The sequence below is a fragment of the Pseudomonas sp. TAE6080 genome (assembly GCF_018732265.1).
Lineage (GTDB): Bacteria > Pseudomonadota > Gammaproteobacteria > Pseudomonadales > Pseudomonadaceae > Aquipseudomonas > Aquipseudomonas brenneri.
On record NZ_JAHIDY010000040.1, the window covers coordinates 18,182 to 32,406 of the forward strand.

14 protein-coding genes and 1 pseudogene are annotated in these 14,225 nt (G+C 59.9%); 6 read left to right on the forward strand and 9 right to left on the reverse strand.

Annotated elements, in window-relative coordinates:
• Positions 1 to 3: 3 nt before the first annotated feature.
• From KL786_RS23805 to KL786_RS30180, 4 genes and pseudogenes are all read right to left on the reverse strand, one after another.
• Positions 4 to 528, reverse strand: a complete 525-nt coding sequence (locus KL786_RS23805; protein ID WP_215519178.1) for an AAA family ATPase — start codon at positions 526 to 528, stop codon at positions 4 to 6.
• Positions 525 to 1,088 carry a nicotinamide riboside transporter PnuC gene (pnuC, locus tag KL786_RS23810; protein WP_032860515.1) on the reverse strand — a complete coding sequence of 188 codons (564 nt, stop codon included), beginning with the start codon at positions 1,086 to 1,088 and terminating at the stop codon, positions 525 to 527. Before pnuC ends, KL786_RS23805 begins: the two co-directional genes overlap by 4 nt.
• A 205-nt stretch (positions 1,089 to 1,293) precedes the next feature.
• Positions 1,294 to 2,028, reverse strand: coding sequence for a methyl-accepting chemotaxis protein (locus KL786_RS30175; protein WP_421527299.1), 735 nt, complete (start codon positions 2,026 to 2,028; stop codon positions 1,294 to 1,296).
• Between the two features lie 120 nt (positions 2,029 to 2,148).
• Positions 2,149 to 2,934 (reverse strand): annotated as a pseudogene (locus KL786_RS30180) (cache domain-containing protein); the annotation flags it as partial.
• A gap of 244 nt (positions 2,935 to 3,178) precedes the next feature.
• On the opposite strand from KL786_RS30180, the gene KL786_RS23820 reads away from it, so the two are divergent.
• Positions 3,179 to 4,009: an undecaprenyl-diphosphate phosphatase gene (locus tag KL786_RS23820; protein WP_215519179.1), complete on the forward strand. Its 831-nt coding sequence runs from the start codon at positions 3,179 to 3,181 to the stop codon at positions 4,007 to 4,009.
• Positions 4,010 to 4,014: 5 nt separating this feature from the next.
• On the forward strand, positions 4,015 to 4,407 hold the full coding sequence (locus KL786_RS23825) for a DUF1294 domain-containing protein (protein WP_050593368.1): 393 nt from the start codon (positions 4,015 to 4,017) through the stop codon (positions 4,405 to 4,407).
• 46 nt (positions 4,408 to 4,453) lie between these two features.
• On the opposite strand, the gene KL786_RS23830 is transcribed toward KL786_RS23825, so the two are convergent.
• Together KL786_RS23830 and KL786_RS23835 are read right to left on the reverse strand one after the other, a co-directional pair.
• Positions 4,454 to 4,804: an MmcQ/YjbR family DNA-binding protein gene (locus tag KL786_RS23830; protein WP_032860509.1), complete on the reverse strand. Its 351-nt coding sequence runs from the start codon at positions 4,802 to 4,804 to the stop codon at positions 4,454 to 4,456.
• 11 nt (positions 4,805 to 4,815) lie between these two features.
• Positions 4,816 to 5,724 (reverse strand): LysR substrate-binding domain-containing protein, encoded by a 909-nt coding sequence (locus KL786_RS23835; protein WP_215519180.1) that lies wholly within the window; start codon positions 5,722 to 5,724, stop codon positions 4,816 to 4,818.
• A 126-nt stretch (positions 5,725 to 5,850) separates the two neighbouring features.
• Between KL786_RS23835 and KL786_RS23840 the strand changes: the two genes are divergently transcribed.
• Positions 5,851 to 6,462 (forward strand): FMN-dependent NADH-azoreductase, encoded by a 612-nt coding sequence (locus KL786_RS23840; RefSeq protein ID WP_215519181.1) that lies wholly within the window; start codon positions 5,851 to 5,853, stop codon positions 6,460 to 6,462.
• Positions 6,463 to 6,664: 202 nt separating this feature from the next.
• A complete protein-coding gene (locus KL786_RS23845; RefSeq protein WP_215519182.1) occupies positions 6,665 to 7,702 on the forward strand; it encodes an alpha/beta hydrolase family protein in 1,038 nt (345 codons plus the stop codon).
• On the opposite strand, the gene KL786_RS23850 is transcribed toward KL786_RS23845, so the two are convergent.
• On the reverse strand, positions 7,696 to 8,868 hold the full coding sequence (locus KL786_RS23850) for an MFS transporter (protein ID WP_215519183.1): 1,173 nt from the start codon (positions 8,866 to 8,868) through the stop codon (positions 7,696 to 7,698). The genes KL786_RS23845 and KL786_RS23850 overlap by 7 nt on opposite strands.
• 167 nt (positions 8,869 to 9,035) lie before the next feature.
• Entirely contained in the window at positions 9,036 to 10,622 is a 1,587-nt protein-coding gene (locus KL786_RS23855; protein WP_082445592.1) for an ABC-F family ATPase, read from the reverse strand.
• Between the two features lie 468 nt (positions 10,623 to 11,090).
• Between KL786_RS23855 and KL786_RS23860 the strand changes: the two genes are divergently transcribed.
• On the forward strand, positions 11,091 to 11,903 hold the full coding sequence (locus KL786_RS23860) for a class I SAM-dependent methyltransferase (RefSeq protein WP_215519184.1): 813 nt from the start codon (positions 11,091 to 11,093) through the stop codon (positions 11,901 to 11,903).
• Positions 11,904 to 12,020: 117 nt separating this feature from the next.
• Here KL786_RS23860 and KL786_RS23865 read toward each other — a convergent pair whose 3' ends face one another.
• Entirely contained in the window at positions 12,021 to 12,431 is a 411-nt protein-coding gene (locus KL786_RS23865; RefSeq protein ID WP_215519185.1) for a TIGR03067 domain-containing protein, read from the reverse strand.
• Between the two features lie 405 nt (positions 12,432 to 12,836).
• Here KL786_RS23865 and KL786_RS23870 point away from each other — a divergent pair, with 405 nt between their 5' ends.
• A complete protein-coding gene (locus KL786_RS23870; RefSeq protein ID WP_215519186.1) occupies positions 12,837 to 14,180 on the forward strand; it encodes a Wzz/FepE/Etk N-terminal domain-containing protein in 1,344 nt (447 codons plus the stop codon).
• The last annotated feature ends 45 nt before the right edge of the window (positions 14,181 to 14,225 follow it).

A 14,225-nucleotide genomic window follows, 5' to 3' on the forward strand; every position in this document is an offset into this window, starting at 1 on the left:
GATTTATTCGGCGAGCAGTTGCGTCACCGCCGCAAAGGCCTGGTCATGCCGCGCTTGCCAATCCCCCCCTAGCACCCGGTACGGCTGGTGATGCTGTTCCAGCCAGTCGCGGCTGACCTGGAAGAACGCTTGGCGGTCAGCCAGGTTCGGCTGGCAGCGCTGACCATCGGCAGTCCAGCCAATGCCTTCGGGCGACAGCAGCAGATGCAGGTCGTAATGGCGTGCCAGCAGCGCGTCGTCGAGCCACGCGGGGGCATCACCAAACAGCGTCAGGCTCCATAGCTTGTTGGTCAGCAGGTTGGTGTCGAGGATCAACAGCTCTGGCGCTTGGGCGCGGCCCGCATCCTCCCAGGCCAATTGGCCTCGGGCGATTTCGGGGATGTCTGCCAGGGTGGTATCACGCTGGTAGTGGTCGATGAAATACCGCACGTATTCCCCCACCAGCACCGCACCGAAATGCGCCTGCAACTGCTCGGCCAACCAGCTTTTGCCGCTGGACTCGGGGCCGGCCATCACCAGCACCTTCATGTGCGCAGCGCCGGGTCAGCACGCCATTCCCGCCAGCCCTGCACGGCTATCACGGTGAACAAGGCATAGAGAGCCGCTGTCAGGTACAGCCCTTTGTAGACAAACAGGCCGACAAAAATCACGTCAACCACGATCCACAGCGCCCAGCATTGCACGCGTTTTTGCGCCATCCACATTTGCGCCACCAGGCTGAAGCCGGTCAGCGCAGCATCCAGCCAGGGTTGTGCGGCATCGGTCCAGTGCGCCATGGCGGCGCCCAGCAACAGGCTGCCGGTTGCGCCAATGGCCAGGCTCAGGAGGATCGATGGGGTGCCGAGGCTGGTGACCTGCCGCCCTTGCCGTACTTCACCTGCGCGCGTCCATTGCCACCAGCCGTAGACTTGCAAGCCGGCATAGACCACTTGCAGCAGCATGTCCGAATACAGCTTCACTTCGAAGAACACCCAGGTGTACAGCAGCACCATGACCAGGCCGATTGGCCAGCACCACGGGTTCTGTTTGACTGTCAGCCAGACGGCAATCACCCCCAGCGCGGCGGCAAACAGTTCAAGCCCGGACATGGGATTCCTTGGAAGAGTCGAAGAGGAGGGCGATTGTACCCAACCTCCCGGGTAAAATCCTGTTGTGGCCGCGGCGGCTTTGGCGACATTGTGTAGGAGCGAGCTTGCTCGCGAAGGACGTCAACGATAACGCGTATTCGCAGGGTAAGCGCGGCGCTTTCAAGTTCTTCGCGAGCAAGCTCGCTCCTACAGGGCTTGCCCGCATCTAGACCTTGAATTGGCGCAGCAGGCCGTTGAGCTCTTCGCTCAAGTCCTTCAAATGCACACTGGCCACGCTTGATTGCTGTGCCGCCAGCGCGGTGCTGTGGGACAGGCCGGCCGCCTGGGTCACGTTCTGGTTGATGTCTTCCACCACATGGGCTTGTTGCAGGGTCGCGCTGGCAATCGAGGCGTTGAGGCCGTTGAGGTTGCGCAGGGCCTGGCCAATGGCGGTCAGGCTGGCGCCCGCCTGGCCGGCTTGTTCGATGGTCAGTTGCGAAGCCTGGTGACTGTCGCTGATGACCTTGACCGCGGCTTCGGAATGGCCTTGCAGGCGTTCGATCATGCTCTGGATCTCGGCGGTGGATTTCTGCGTGCGCTGGGCCAGCAGGCGTACTTCGTCGGCCACCACGGCAAAGCCGCGACCCTGTTCGCCGGCGCGGGCCGCCTCGATGGCGGCGTTGAGGGCCAGCAGGTTGGTCTGGTCGGCAATCGAGCGAATCACCTCCAGTACGCCGCCAATCTGTGTGCTTTCGGTGGACAAGGTGCGGATGACATCCACGGCCTGGCTGATGGTGCCGGACAGTGCATCGATCTGTTGCAGGCTGCCGTCGATATTCACCTGGCCCTGTTCGGCCTGGGTCTGGGCGTCGCGCATTTCGCTGGCGGCGTGTTCGGCATTCTTGGCCACGTCCTGCACGCCGTAGGTCACCTCATTGATCGCGGTGGCCACCAACTCCATCTGCTGGGACTGCTGCTGGCTGCGGTCATGGGCCTGGCTGGCGTTGCTGCCCAGTTCGGCAGATGACTGGCCCAGGGCATTGGCGCAGACCTGCAACTGGCTGACCACCTGGCGCAGTTTGGCGGTGAACGTATTGAAGTGCCGGGACAGTTGGGTGACTTCGTCCTGGCCGTGGGTGTCGAGGCTGCGGGTCAGGTCGCTTTCGCCGCTGGCGATATTGGCCATGGCGTGTACCGCTTCCTGCAGCGGGCGCACGATGCTGCGGGCAATCAGCACCACCAGCAGGGCCATGATCAGTGCAATGCCCAGGCCGACGAGGGAGGCTTGCCACACCTGGCCACGGAACTGCGCCTGCACATCATCCACGTAGACGCCGGAGCCAATGATCCAGCCCCAGGGTTCGAACAACTGGATATAGGAGGTCTTGGCTACCGGTGCATCCGCGCCGGGTTTCGGCCAGCGGTAGTCGACCATGCCGGCGCCCTTGGCCTTGGCCAGGGTGACAAATTCGTTGAACACCGCAAAGCCGTCCGGATCGCGGATAGCCGAGAGGTTCTGGCCGTCGAGCTTGGGGTTGGCCGGGTGCATGATCATTACCGGCGTCAGGTCATTGATCCAGAAGTAGTCGTCCTGGTCGTAGCGCAGGCCGCGTACCACGCTCAGGGCCTGCTTCTGCGCGGCTTCGCGGGTCAGCACGCCGGTGGTTTCGAGGCCGTGATAAAAATTCAGAATCCCGCTGGCGGTCTGCACCACATGCTGGGTCTGCTGGCTCTTGGCCTGGTAGAGATCGTCGTGGATCTGCTTGAGCATCAGCAAACCCAGGGTCAGCAACATCAACACGGCGACTATCAGGATCATCCAGAGGCGCCGGCTGATCGACATATTGCGCAAACTATTCATAGTCATGTCACTCCGCGTTCTTATAATTGTCAGTGCTGTATTGATCGGCCAGTGATAACGCGAAGCGCAATTCGGGCTTGTCTGATAGGCTTTCGGCCCGGAATCAAAAAACCTGAGTCCTGCCTGATTTTTCACACAAATTCTGCAGTTCAGCCTTGAACCTGCGCGCGGCCTTGCAGCGTGCTCATCGTTAGTGAACACCTAGAAAATATCAACGAGGCATGCCGTCGCATGACCTTTTGGGGGAATAATGGATCTTTGGACCGCCTTTCAGGCACTGATACTTGGCATTGTCGAAGGGCTGACGGAGTTCTTGCCGATCTCCAGTACCGGGCACCAGATCATCGTCGCCGACTTGCTCGACTTCGGTGGCGAACGCGCCATGGCATTCAACATCATCATTCAACTGGGTGCGATCCTGGCGGTGGTCTGGGAGTTCCGACGCAAGATCCTCGACGTGGTGACCGGCCTGCCGACCCAGCGCAATGCGCAGCGCTTCACCATCAACCTGCTGATCGCGTTCATGCCGGCGGTGGTGTTGGGGGTGATTTTCGCCGACCTGATCCACGAGTACCTGTTCAACCCGATCACCGTGGCCACCGCGCTGGTGATCGGCGGTGTGATCATGTTGTGGGCCGAGCGCCGCGAGCATGAAATCCATGCTGAAACGGTGGATGACATCACTTGGAAAGACGCCTTGAAAGTGGGCTTTGCCCAGTGCCTGGCGATGATTCCGGGTACTTCGCGTTCCGGCTCGACCATTATTGGCGGCCTGTTGTTTGGCCTGTCGCGCAAGACGGCCACCGAATTCTCGTTCTTCCTGGCGATGCCGACCATGGTCGGTGCGGCGGTGTATTCGGGCTACAAGTACCGTGACCTATTCCAGCCTGCGGACCTGCCGGTGTTTGCCGTCGGCTTCGTGGTCTCGTTCATTTTCGCGATGATTGCGGTGCGCGGTTTGCTCAAGTTCATCGCCAGCCACAGCTACGCCGTGTTTGCCTGGTATCGGATTGCATTCGGTCTGCTGATCCTGGCCACCTGGCAGTTCGGCTGGATTGACTGGGCGGCGGCCAAGGCTTGATGAACATGCCTCGCAACACAATCCAGCATCTGCGATCCAAGGCCCTGGTGTTTGTGCTGTTGTGTGCCGTGCCGCTGTTTGGCGCGGCACTGCTGGCGTATCGCGGGGTGTCGCTGATCCCGCTGGCGGCCTATGGCCTGGTCAGCGTGGTGACGTTTTGCCTGTACTGGAGCGACAAGCGCAAGGCCCAGAGCGACAGTTGGCGCACCCCGGAGAAGATCCTGCATGCCATGGAACTGGCCGGTGGCTGGCCGGGTGCGTTGATCGCCCAGCAGGTGTTTCGCCACAAGACGCGTAAGGTGTCGTACCAGGTGGTGTTCTGGCTGATCGTGCTGCTGCACCAGGTGTTCTGGATCGATCAGTTGTTTCTTGGCGGCACGCTGCTGTCAGTCTTCTAGATAACCAACCTTGTAGGAGTTGGCAAGCCAGCTCCTACAGGGAACCTTATTCTTCCAGCCTCAGCCCGATCTGCGTGCGCTTGGGCAGTTTGCTCACCACCAACTGGTGGGAGCGTTGCAACAAACCACGTAGTTCCTCGCCGCCCAGCGGGTAGGGCGCTTGCATGATGATCCACTGCGCCCGCGCCAGGTACGGCGCAGGGTGGATTCCCGGGCGGTCCACGTGGCCGAGGAACAGTTCCTTGTCGACCTTGAACGCCAGGGAATCGCCCCGCAGGTTCTGCAAGGCGAACATCTTGTTGCCGGCAATTGAGAACACCCGTACGCCGCCCCACTTGTAATCTTCCCGTGCGCCGGGCAAACCCAGGCAGAACTGGACGACGTCGGCTTCGGTCATGATCCGCGTGCTCATAGCTGTCGATCTCCACAATTGTTGAAGGCATGGGCCAGGAAGTCGATCCAGGCACGGATCGCTGGCGATACGCCGCGCCGGTGCGGGTACACCGCTTGCAGCCAGCCACCCGGCAATGACCATTCAGGCAGCAGTTGCACCAACTGGCCACTTTCCAACTCTTGCTCGCAATACATCATTGGCAGCACGGTAAAGCCCAGGCCGGCGAGGGCGCTGGCCTTGCGCACCAGGAAGTCGTCGATGCCCAGGCGCGCCTCCAGCACCAGGTCGGTGGCATTGCCTGCTGGGTCGAGCATGCGCAGGTGGACCATGCGATCGGCTTCCAGTGCGCCGAGCACGGGCAGTTGCTTGAGGTCGGCCGGGGAATTGACCGGGTGCTCACGCACAAACTCGGGGCTGGCGACCATGGCCGTCTGGGCCTGGCGCAGGCGGCGGGTTACCAATAGCGGATCTTCATCCCCCAGTTCGCGTACACGCAGGGCCACGTCTACGCCCTCGGCCACCAGGTCGACGCGGCGATTGACCAGCATCATTTCAAGTTGCACCAACGGGTGCGCCGCGAGGAATTGCGCTACGACGGTCGGTAAAACTTCGTGGGCCAGGCCCACCGGGCAACTGACCCGCAGGCGGCCCCGAGGCTCGCTGGACATGTTGGCCACGGCTTCGTCGGCCATTTCCGCTTCCAGCAGCATCGCCTGGCAATGCCCCAGGTAGCGTTCGCCGACGGCGGTCAGGGTCAATTGCCGGGTGGTGCGCTGCAACAAGCGGGCGCCGAGGCGTTCTTCCAGTTCGGCAATACGCCGCGACAGCCGTGACTTGGGGATCCCCAGCAGTCGGCCAGCCGCCGCGAAGCCGCCGGCTTCCACCACCTTGGCGAAATAGTAGAGGTCATTGAGGTCTTGCATGTTGGGCCTATTGTCCTGTCAGTGGGACGAACTATCGCATTTTAACCGGCTAATCGGCTATTGGATTGATCTGTAGGATTCTCTCCATCAGATCGCCCGGTGGCGGTCCTCACTTGGAGATCCCACATGAAACTCTTGCATATCGATTCCAGCATCTTGGGCGACAACTCGGTGTCCCGTCAGTTGAGCCGCGAAGTGGTCAAGGCCTGGCAAGCAGCCGAACCGGGTGTGGACGTGACCTACCGCGACTTGGCCAGCGAAGGGATCAACCACTTTTCCGGGATTACCCTGGGCGCCCTGGGCACCGCTGCCGAGCTGCGTGATGCGGTACAGAAGCACGAAGCCGACCTGAGCGCCTCGACCCTGGCTGAGTTCCTGGCGGCTGACGCGGTGGTCATCGCAGCGCCGATGTACAACTTCACCATCCCAACCCAGCTCAAAGCCTGGATCGACCGCATTGCCGTCGCCGGCCAGACGTTCCGCTACACCGAAGCCGGCCCTGAAGGCCTGTGCGGCAACAAGAAAGTCATCGTGGTTTCCACTGCCGGCGGCCTGCACGCCGGCCAACCTACCGGTGTGGCGCACGAAGACTACTTGAAAGTGTTGCTGGGTTTCCTCGGTATCACCGACGTAGAGTTCGTGCGCGCCCATGGCCTGGCCTACGGTGACGAAGTGCGCAGCAAGGCGCTGAACGATGCCAACACCGTGATCAGCGAGCAGCTGTTTATCGCTGCGTAAGTACGCTGTAAATTTCACTGCGGCTCGCTATCAATCTGATTCGAGACGCCTAAACTCTGTATTCTGATGGCCTGAAAGCCAGCGGAATACGGAGTTTTTTTGTTTTGAACGGGCGAATCTGGCGCAGGTTATGCAGTGCAGAGTCACACCGCCCGGGCCTGAGCCGACTCCCAGGCATCACGCAGCACAGGTGGACATCCCCATGATGCGTCTTTGTGCAGTCTTGCTGGTTTCCCTGCTCGGTGGCCTCGTTTCAGTGCAGGCTGCGGTAGCGCCGCACCCTCATTGGAGTGTGGGCTATCACCGGATGAGCTTTCTCGACCCGCTGGATTTGCAGCCGATGAAAGCCATCGCCTTTTACCCATCCACAGGCCAGGAACATACCAGTCAGGTGGGGGCGTATCGTGTTGCCGCCACGGAGGACGCCAAGGTCGCCATTGGCCGCTTTCCGCTGTTGATGCTGTCCCACGGCAATACCGGCACGCCCCTGGCCCTGCATGACCTGGCGACGTCGCTGGCGCGCAAGGGTTTTGTGGTGGTGGCGGTGCTGCATCCGGGCGACAACTACAAAGACCACAGCCGCCTGGGCACCTTGAGCAACCTGTATGGGCGGCCGATCCAGATTTCCACGGCGATTACCGCGACCCTTGGCGACCCGATGCTGTCGCCATTCGTCAATGAGGACCAGGTGGGGGTGATTGGCTATTCGGCGGGCGGGGAAACGGCGTTGATCCTGGCCGGGGCCAAGCCGGATTTCGAGCGTTTGCGCCGTTATTGCCAGGAGCGCCCCGAAGACCGTGATGCCTGTACGACCAAGGGGGAGCTGGTGGTCGACCGCGATGACCTGCAACCCCAGTCCGACCCACGGATCCATGCGTTGATGCTGATGGCACCGCTGAGCCTGATGTTTGGTCGGCACACCCTGGGCGACGTGCATGTCCCGGTGCTGCTCTACAGCGGTGATGGCGACAAGCTGGTTGCCGTGGATAAAAACGCTGCCGCCCTGGCGCGCAAACTGCCGCAGCCACCGGACTTCAAACTGTTGGCCGGGGCTGGGCACTTTATCTTCATGGCTCCGTGTGATGACGAGCAACTGGCGCTGATGCCGGCGCTGTGTACGGATGCCGACGGGGTGGACCGTGAGGGCATTCACCGCGACCTGATTTCCGAGGCTGGCCGGTTTTTCAGTCGCACCCTCGGCCAGCACTCGCGGGCCGGCATGCAGACCGCCGATCAGTAAGCCCGGCGCATCAACAGCAAGGTCAGGCCCAGGCCCGTGACGGACAGTAGGGCCGCACAGAAGAAGATCCACGAATAACCCAGGTTCAGCGCCACCGCGCCCATCAATGGCCCGGCAATCGCCAGCGCCAGATCAAAAAACACCGCATAGGCACTCAGCCCGGCGCCCCGGCTGCTGTTGGGCACCTGCTTGATGGCTTCGACGCCCAATGCCGGATACACCAGGGACAGGCCAAAGCCGGTGAGGCCGGCGCCGATCAGGGCGATGGCGGGAGACGGTGCGAGCCACAGCAGGACCAGGCCGACAGTTTCCAGGGTCATGCAGGCAATCGCTGCGCGAAAGCCGCCGAAGCGGTTGATGCTGGAGATAAACAGCAGGCGCGACAGGATAAAGCAGATGCCAAACACCGTCAGGCACCAGGCGGCGCCGATCCAGCCGCGACTGAGGTAGAACAAGGTAATGAAGGTGGTCAAAGTGCCATAGCCAATGGAGGCCAGGCACAGGCTGGCGCCAAACGGCGCAATTCGCCCGAACACCGCCCAGAACGGCAGGCGCTCGCCGCGCACCACCGGCACCGAGGGCTTTTTGTGAATCAGCACCAGGCCCAGCGCAGCCAGCAGCGCCAGGGCGATACCGAGACTGTTGTAGCCGTATTGCGCAACCATCACCACGCCCAGCGGTGCGCCAATGGCGATGGCGCCATAGGACGCAATACCGTTCCACGAAATGGAGCGAGCGGTGTGCTCGGCGCCGACCTGGCCCATGCACCAACTGATGGTGCCCACGCCGATCAAGCCCTGGGCCACGCCGAGCAGTACGCGGCCGACAATCAGAACCCCCAGGCTCAGGCTGGGCAGGCTTTGCAGCAGAGTGGCAAAAAAGGTCAAGACACCGCTGAGCAGGATGCCGCTCAAGCCGAGCACGATTGCGCGCTTGGTGCCGACGTTGTCCGACATGCGCCCGGCCATGGGGCGGCTGAGGAGGGTGGCCAGGTACTGCGAACCGATCGTCACACCCGCCACGACGGCGCTGAAGCCCAACTGTTCGTGGACGTAGCCGGGAATCACCGCAATCGGCAGGCCGATGCAGATGAAAGCAATAAAGGTATAGAAGACGATGGAGACGATCTGCAGGGTGATCGACAGGGAGCTGGGAGCGGCAGGCATGGAGGCTTATTCGCGGCAGGGCGGTAAAGGCATCATGGCAAGGGCTGGGGAGAAAAGGAAGCAGGCTAACGATCCGTTGATAGCCTAATTACCGTAAATCTAAAAAGCCCCGTCACTGCTGGCGGGGCTTTTACTTGCTGCTTGGGGCTAACCGCTATTGGCTGCCCTTAAAACACCACCCCCTGGCTACGCAGGTAGTCGTCATAGGTGCCGCTGAAGTCGATCACGCCGCTTGGGCTCAGCTCGATGATACGGGTGGCCAGGGACGATACGAACTCACGGTCGTGGCTGACGAAGATCAGCGTGCCCGGGTAGTTCTCCAGCGCCAGGTTCAGCGCTTCGATGGATTCCATGTCCAAGTGGTTGGTCGGTTCGTCCATGACCAGCACGTTGGGCTTTTGCAGGATCAGCTTGCCGAACAGCATGCGGCCTTGTTCGCCACCTGAGATGACCTTGACCGACTTGAGGATCTCGTCGTTGGAGAACAGCATGCGCCCCAGGGTGCCACGGATCACTTGTTCGCCCTGGGCCCACTGGCCCATCCAGTCGAACAGCGTGACGTCATCTTCGAAGTCGTGAGCGTGGTCCTGGGCGTAGTAGCCCAGCTCAGCCGCGTCGGTCCATTTCACACTACCGGCATCCGGGGTCAGTTCGTTGACCAGGGTGCGCAGCAGGGTGGTCTTGCCGATACCGTTCGGGCCGATGATTGCCACGCGCTCGCCGGCTTCAACCTGGAAGCTGAAGTCCTTGAACAGCGTCTTGCCGTCAAAGCCTTTGGCCATGCGCTCGACGATGACCGCCTGGCGGTGCAGCTTCTTGGTCTGTTCGAAGCGGATGAACGGGCTCACACGGCTCGAAGGCTTGACCTCGGCCAGTTGGATCTTGTCGATCGCCTTGGCGCGGGAAGTGGCCTGCTTGGCTTTCGAGGCGTTGGCCGAGAAACGGCTGACGAACGATTGCAGTTCGGAGATCTGCGCCTTCTTCTTGGCGTTGTCCGACAGCAACTGCTCGCGGGACTGGGTCGCCACGGTCATGTACTCGTCATAGTTGCCTGGGAACAGGCGCAACTCGCCGTAGTCCAGGTCAGCCATGTGCGTGCACACGCTGTTCAGGAAGTGACGGTCGTGAGAGATGATGATCATCAGGCTGTTACGCTGGGTCAGGACGTTTTCCAGCCAGCGGATGGTGTTGATGTCCAGGTGGTTGGTCGGTTCGTCGAGCAGCAACACTTCCGGATCCGAGAACAGCGCCTGGGCCAGCAATACGCGCAGCTTCCAGCCTGGAGATACTTCGCTCATCGGGCCAAAATGCTGCTCGATGCCGATACCCAGGCCCAGCAGCAATTCGCCGGCACGGGATTCGGCGGTGTAGCCGTCCATTTCAGCGAACTCGGTTTCCAGCTCGGCCACGGCCATGCCGTCTTCTTCACTCATTTCTGGCAGCGAGTAGATGCGATCGCGCTCGGCCTTGACCTTCCACAGCTCTTCGTGACCCATGATCACGGTGTCGATCACGTTGAATTCTTCGTAGGCAAACTGATCCTGGCGCAGCTTGCCCAGGCGCACGTTTGGCTCCAGCATGACCTGGCCGCCGGACGGATCGAGGTCGCCGCCGAGGATTTTCATGAAGGTCGACTTGCCGCAACCGTTGGCACCGATCAAACCATAACGGTTACCGGCGCCGAACTTGACCGAGACGTTCTCAAACAGTGGCTTGGCGCCGAACTGCATGGTGATGTTAGCTGTGGAGATCAATTACTTTACCTATCAATAGCTTGGAGTGCGCTTATTTGGGCCGGGACCCATTCGGAGCCCGGGCCAACGGGCATGCGTCAACAGCGACATCAAGGCGTGAAGCCCAGTCGCCGAGCAGAAAATATGGGGTGCATGTTGGAATTTGGCGCGCATTGTCGCATATGTGAAGCGTGAGTTATATGACAGGCAGGCGTGTCGGTTGGCGACAAGTGCCCGGATTGTCTGTTTTGGCGATAAATTCTACAAAATTCATCGAGTTGTATCGAAATTGTATTGATTGTCCGATACACGGTTGATAACAGTTGAACATCCAATGGCCGTGGATTAAGTTTTCAGCGTTCGCCCTGCAGTGATGGCTCTTTACCGGTTCAAGGATGGCGAGGCTATCGGTGCGGGGCGAACTACCTTCTGTTTTCTGACGGCGCTCATTGCCATCCTGTCGCGCACGTTCAATGGTTTGGAGACGCAATGGACACGCTGTCTGCTCAACAGGCTATCGCCAGTAACAAGGCGGCCTGGAACGAATCCGCCGAACTCCATAAAGCTACCGATCACTGGCAAAGCCTGCTGGCTGCTGTTGGCGAGCCTGGCTTCAGTTGCCTGGATCCCACGCTGACCGCGCTGTTGCTACAGGTCGGGGTCAAGGGGCGGGATGCGGTGCAACTGGGATGCAATAACGGTCGTGAGAGCCTCTCGCTGTATGGCCTTGGCGCCAATAGCGTGGTCGGGGTCGATCAGTCCGATGCGTTTCTGGCACAGGCGGCGCAGTTGGCCAGCCGCTCACCTCATTCGCCTGAGTTTATCGAAGCCGATATTCATCATTTGCCCGAGCGCCTGCAAGGGCGGTTTGACCTCGCCCTGATCACCATCGGCGTACTGAGCTGGATGCCGGATATCGCGCTGTTCATGCGCCATGTTGCCAGCACCCTGAAAGAAGGGGGCACGCTGGTGATCTACGAGACCCATCCGTTTCTGGAGGTGTTCGACCCCGAAGCGGCCAATCCGATGCTACCGGTCACCTCATACTTTCGCCGCGAGCCTTTTGTGCAGCATGAGGCGATTGTCTACGAGGGGGCGAGCAATAGTGCAGTCGCGGCGTCCTACTGGTTTGTATACACCCTTGGGGAGATTGTCAGCGCGGCCATCGCGGCAGGGTTGCAGATCAACCATTTGCAGGAGTACCCCCACTCCAATCGCGAAGAACTCTACGATCAGTACGAGAACCAGTCGGCGCAGTTGCCGATGTGCTACACGCTGACAGCCATCAAGCGCTCGGCCTGAAGGCAAAAAAAAGGCCCGCTGGGGCGGCGGGCCAAGGTATTCACTTGAGGAGTTGGGTCTAACCTATCGCGCCAGAAGTGAAGACTTTGTGAAAATCCTGTCGCAAAAACCTGCCCCTCAAGATTTGCGCACGAAGGTGCGCATGGTTTGCCCAGGTGTCGTACTGAAATGCGTCGGCCGAGGCATGCCTTCATCTGCTGCGATAAATACAAAGTGCTCGTCGTCCAGGGTGTAGCTGGCGGGTAGGCTCTTTCCGGCGTCAGCCCCTATGGCGTCGATCCAAGTGATGCTTTTGGGTGTGGTGCTGGCATCCAGGGTAAAACACCCTTGCAGTAATACCTCGCCATCCAGGGTCATGACCCGGAATTGATCCCCCTCAATCGTGGTTAGCGCACCGGGCGCACTGTGCTCATCCGGTGGGTTGGCGATGCCGCTGTCTTCCAGGGCGATTTGCTCCCAGGTGCCTTGCAGGGCCTGGCTATCCAGTTCGGTCGGGCACGGTGTGGAGCGGGAAGGGGGCAATGGCATGCAAAAACTCCTTTTTTGATGAGGCATGAATGGCGGGCCCGTCAACAGCAAGAAATCTTTCCTATCAAGCTTTGTTAAAAGGCTTTGCAGGAAATTTCCTAAAGTTGTGCACCTGTCGGGTTTTTTCCTTTGCCAGCAGATATTTAAAACGATTCTGACATATCGTGAGAGCGATGTTTCTCGATATGTCGTCTACGCTGATCAATGCCGTATATGACATTAATCTTTCTGAAGGAAAACAATCTTGATGCTGTGGGGATTTTTTCAGTGACTGAATGGTCGGATGACCGTTGCTTTGTATCGTATTAGCCATGTCCGGGGCGTTGTCCCTGTGTTTTCAGTTGGTTCTTCAGGTCTATCGTGTAGTGGGCAGCCAGCGTCCACTTTTTGAAGGGTGTCTCCATTTTGAATAAAACTCCCCAGGTCCAACCTCCCTTGGTGTCTGACGAAATTGATTTATTTGACCTGTTCCACGCGATCTGGCGACAAAAGAAACTAGTAATCGGCTGTACCCTTTTTGCCGGCCTGGTTGGTGTGGGTTATGCATTGTTTGCTCCCCGCGAGTACCAGGTCAGCAGCGTGCTGCGCCCAGCAGCCATCAACGAGTTGGACGCGCTTAACCGCTCCGAGGTCTATAAGTTGCCGCCGGCGGACGCGCTGGCCAAAGTGGGCGCACAGCTGGACTCGTACGACGCGCGATTGAGCTTCTTCAAGGCCAACCCGACATTGTTCCAGGCGTTTCAGGAGCCGGGGCGCAGCCTTGAGCAGAATTTCGAAGCGTTCAACCGCAATTCGATCAAGCTGATTTTGCCTGACGCGAAGAAAGCGGACTCCCTGAGCAGCTATATTCGCCTCGAACTGCAATATCCCTCGGACATGGACGGCGTCGCGATACTCAACGGTTTTGTCGACTATGCCATTGCCGCAGAGCGCGAGCAGGTGGGCGCCGATCTCAAGGTGATCGTCAACAACCGCCTCACCGAGCTCAAAGGCAAGATTGATGCGGCGCGCGCCAATTACGACACCGACAAGGAGTCGAAAATCGCCAAGCTGCTGGAGGGTGACAAGCTCAAGCGCGCGCAGCTTGAAGATGAACTCAGTGGCTTGCGCCTGCAGATGAAAATGCAGCGCTCCAACCGCCTGGCCGAGTTGAACGAAGCCATCTCGATTGCCAAGTCCATGGGCATCAAGAACCCGACCACACCTTCGTCCATGGCCGATGCAGGGCGCAGCGGTTCCAGCCAGGTGATGCGCACCGAGGTCAACAACCAGCAGATTCCACTGTACTTCCTCGGCACCGACGCTCTGGAAGCCGAGCGTACGGCCCTGCAACAGCGTACCAGTGATGATTTCACCAACAACCGCGTGGCGGAAATCGGCAAGGAACTGCAATTACTGGAGGTCAATCGCCAGGTCGAAGTCATGAAACGGCGGGGCAATGAAGATATTTTCCTGCAGGATGTCGAGCCCTTGCGTGCTGAAGTGGCGCGTCTACGTGGCCTGAATATCGATATGAGCGCCTTGAAACTGGTGACGATTGACCGGCGTGCCCAGGAGCCGCTGAGCCCGGTCAAACCGAAGAAAGTCCTGGTGGTTGCGTTGAGCCTGGTGGGTGGTTTGCTGCTGGGGATATTCATTGCGCTGGCTCGCCATCTGATCCTGACGCACCGCAAGACAGTCGCATATTCCGCCCTGGACGATGACCGTTTTAGCCGGCGTGAACGCAAGGATGACCAGCCACTGGGCTGAGGCAGACCACTCCTTTCCCGGGCTGCGTCGCAGCCCGGCATACCC

Bases quoted from the DNA above. Each gene is read 5' to 3' on its own strand.
- KL786_RS23805 (WP_215519178.1), bottom strand. From the start codon at position 528: ATGAAGGTGCTGGTGATGGCCGGCCCCGAGTCCAGCGGCAAAAGCTGG.
- pnuC (WP_032860515.1), bottom strand. From the start codon at position 1,088: ATGTCCGGGCTTGAACTGTTTGCCGCCGCGCTGGGGGTGATTGCCGTC.
- KL786_RS30175 (WP_421527299.1), bottom strand. From the start codon at position 2,028: ATGGAGTTGGTGGCCACCGCGATCAATGAGGTGACCTACGGCGTGCAG.
- KL786_RS23820 (WP_215519179.1), top strand. From the start codon at position 3,179: ATGGATCTTTGGACCGCCTTTCAGGCACTGATACTTGGCATTGTCGAA.
- KL786_RS23825 (WP_050593368.1), top strand. From the start codon at position 4,015: ATGCCTCGCAACACAATCCAGCATCTGCGATCCAAGGCCCTGGTGTTT.
- KL786_RS23830 (WP_032860509.1), bottom strand. From the start codon at position 4,804: ATGACCGAAGCCGACGTCGTCCAGTTCTGCCTGGGTTTGCCCGGCGCA.
- KL786_RS23835 (WP_215519180.1), bottom strand. From the start codon at position 5,724: ATGCAAGACCTCAATGACCTCTACTATTTCGCCAAGGTGGTGGAAGCC.
- KL786_RS23840 (WP_215519181.1), top strand. From the start codon at position 5,851: ATGAAACTCTTGCATATCGATTCCAGCATCTTGGGCGACAACTCGGTG.
- KL786_RS23845 (WP_215519182.1), top strand. From the start codon at position 6,665: ATGATGCGTCTTTGTGCAGTCTTGCTGGTTTCCCTGCTCGGTGGCCTC.
- KL786_RS23850 (WP_215519183.1), bottom strand. From the start codon at position 8,868: ATGCCTGCCGCTCCCAGCTCCCTGTCGATCACCCTGCAGATCGTCTCC.
- KL786_RS23860 (WP_215519184.1), top strand. From the start codon at position 11,091: ATGGACACGCTGTCTGCTCAACAGGCTATCGCCAGTAACAAGGCGGCC.
- KL786_RS23865 (WP_215519185.1), bottom strand. From the start codon at position 12,431: ATGCCATTGCCCCCTTCCCGCTCCACACCGTGCCCGACCGAACTGGAT.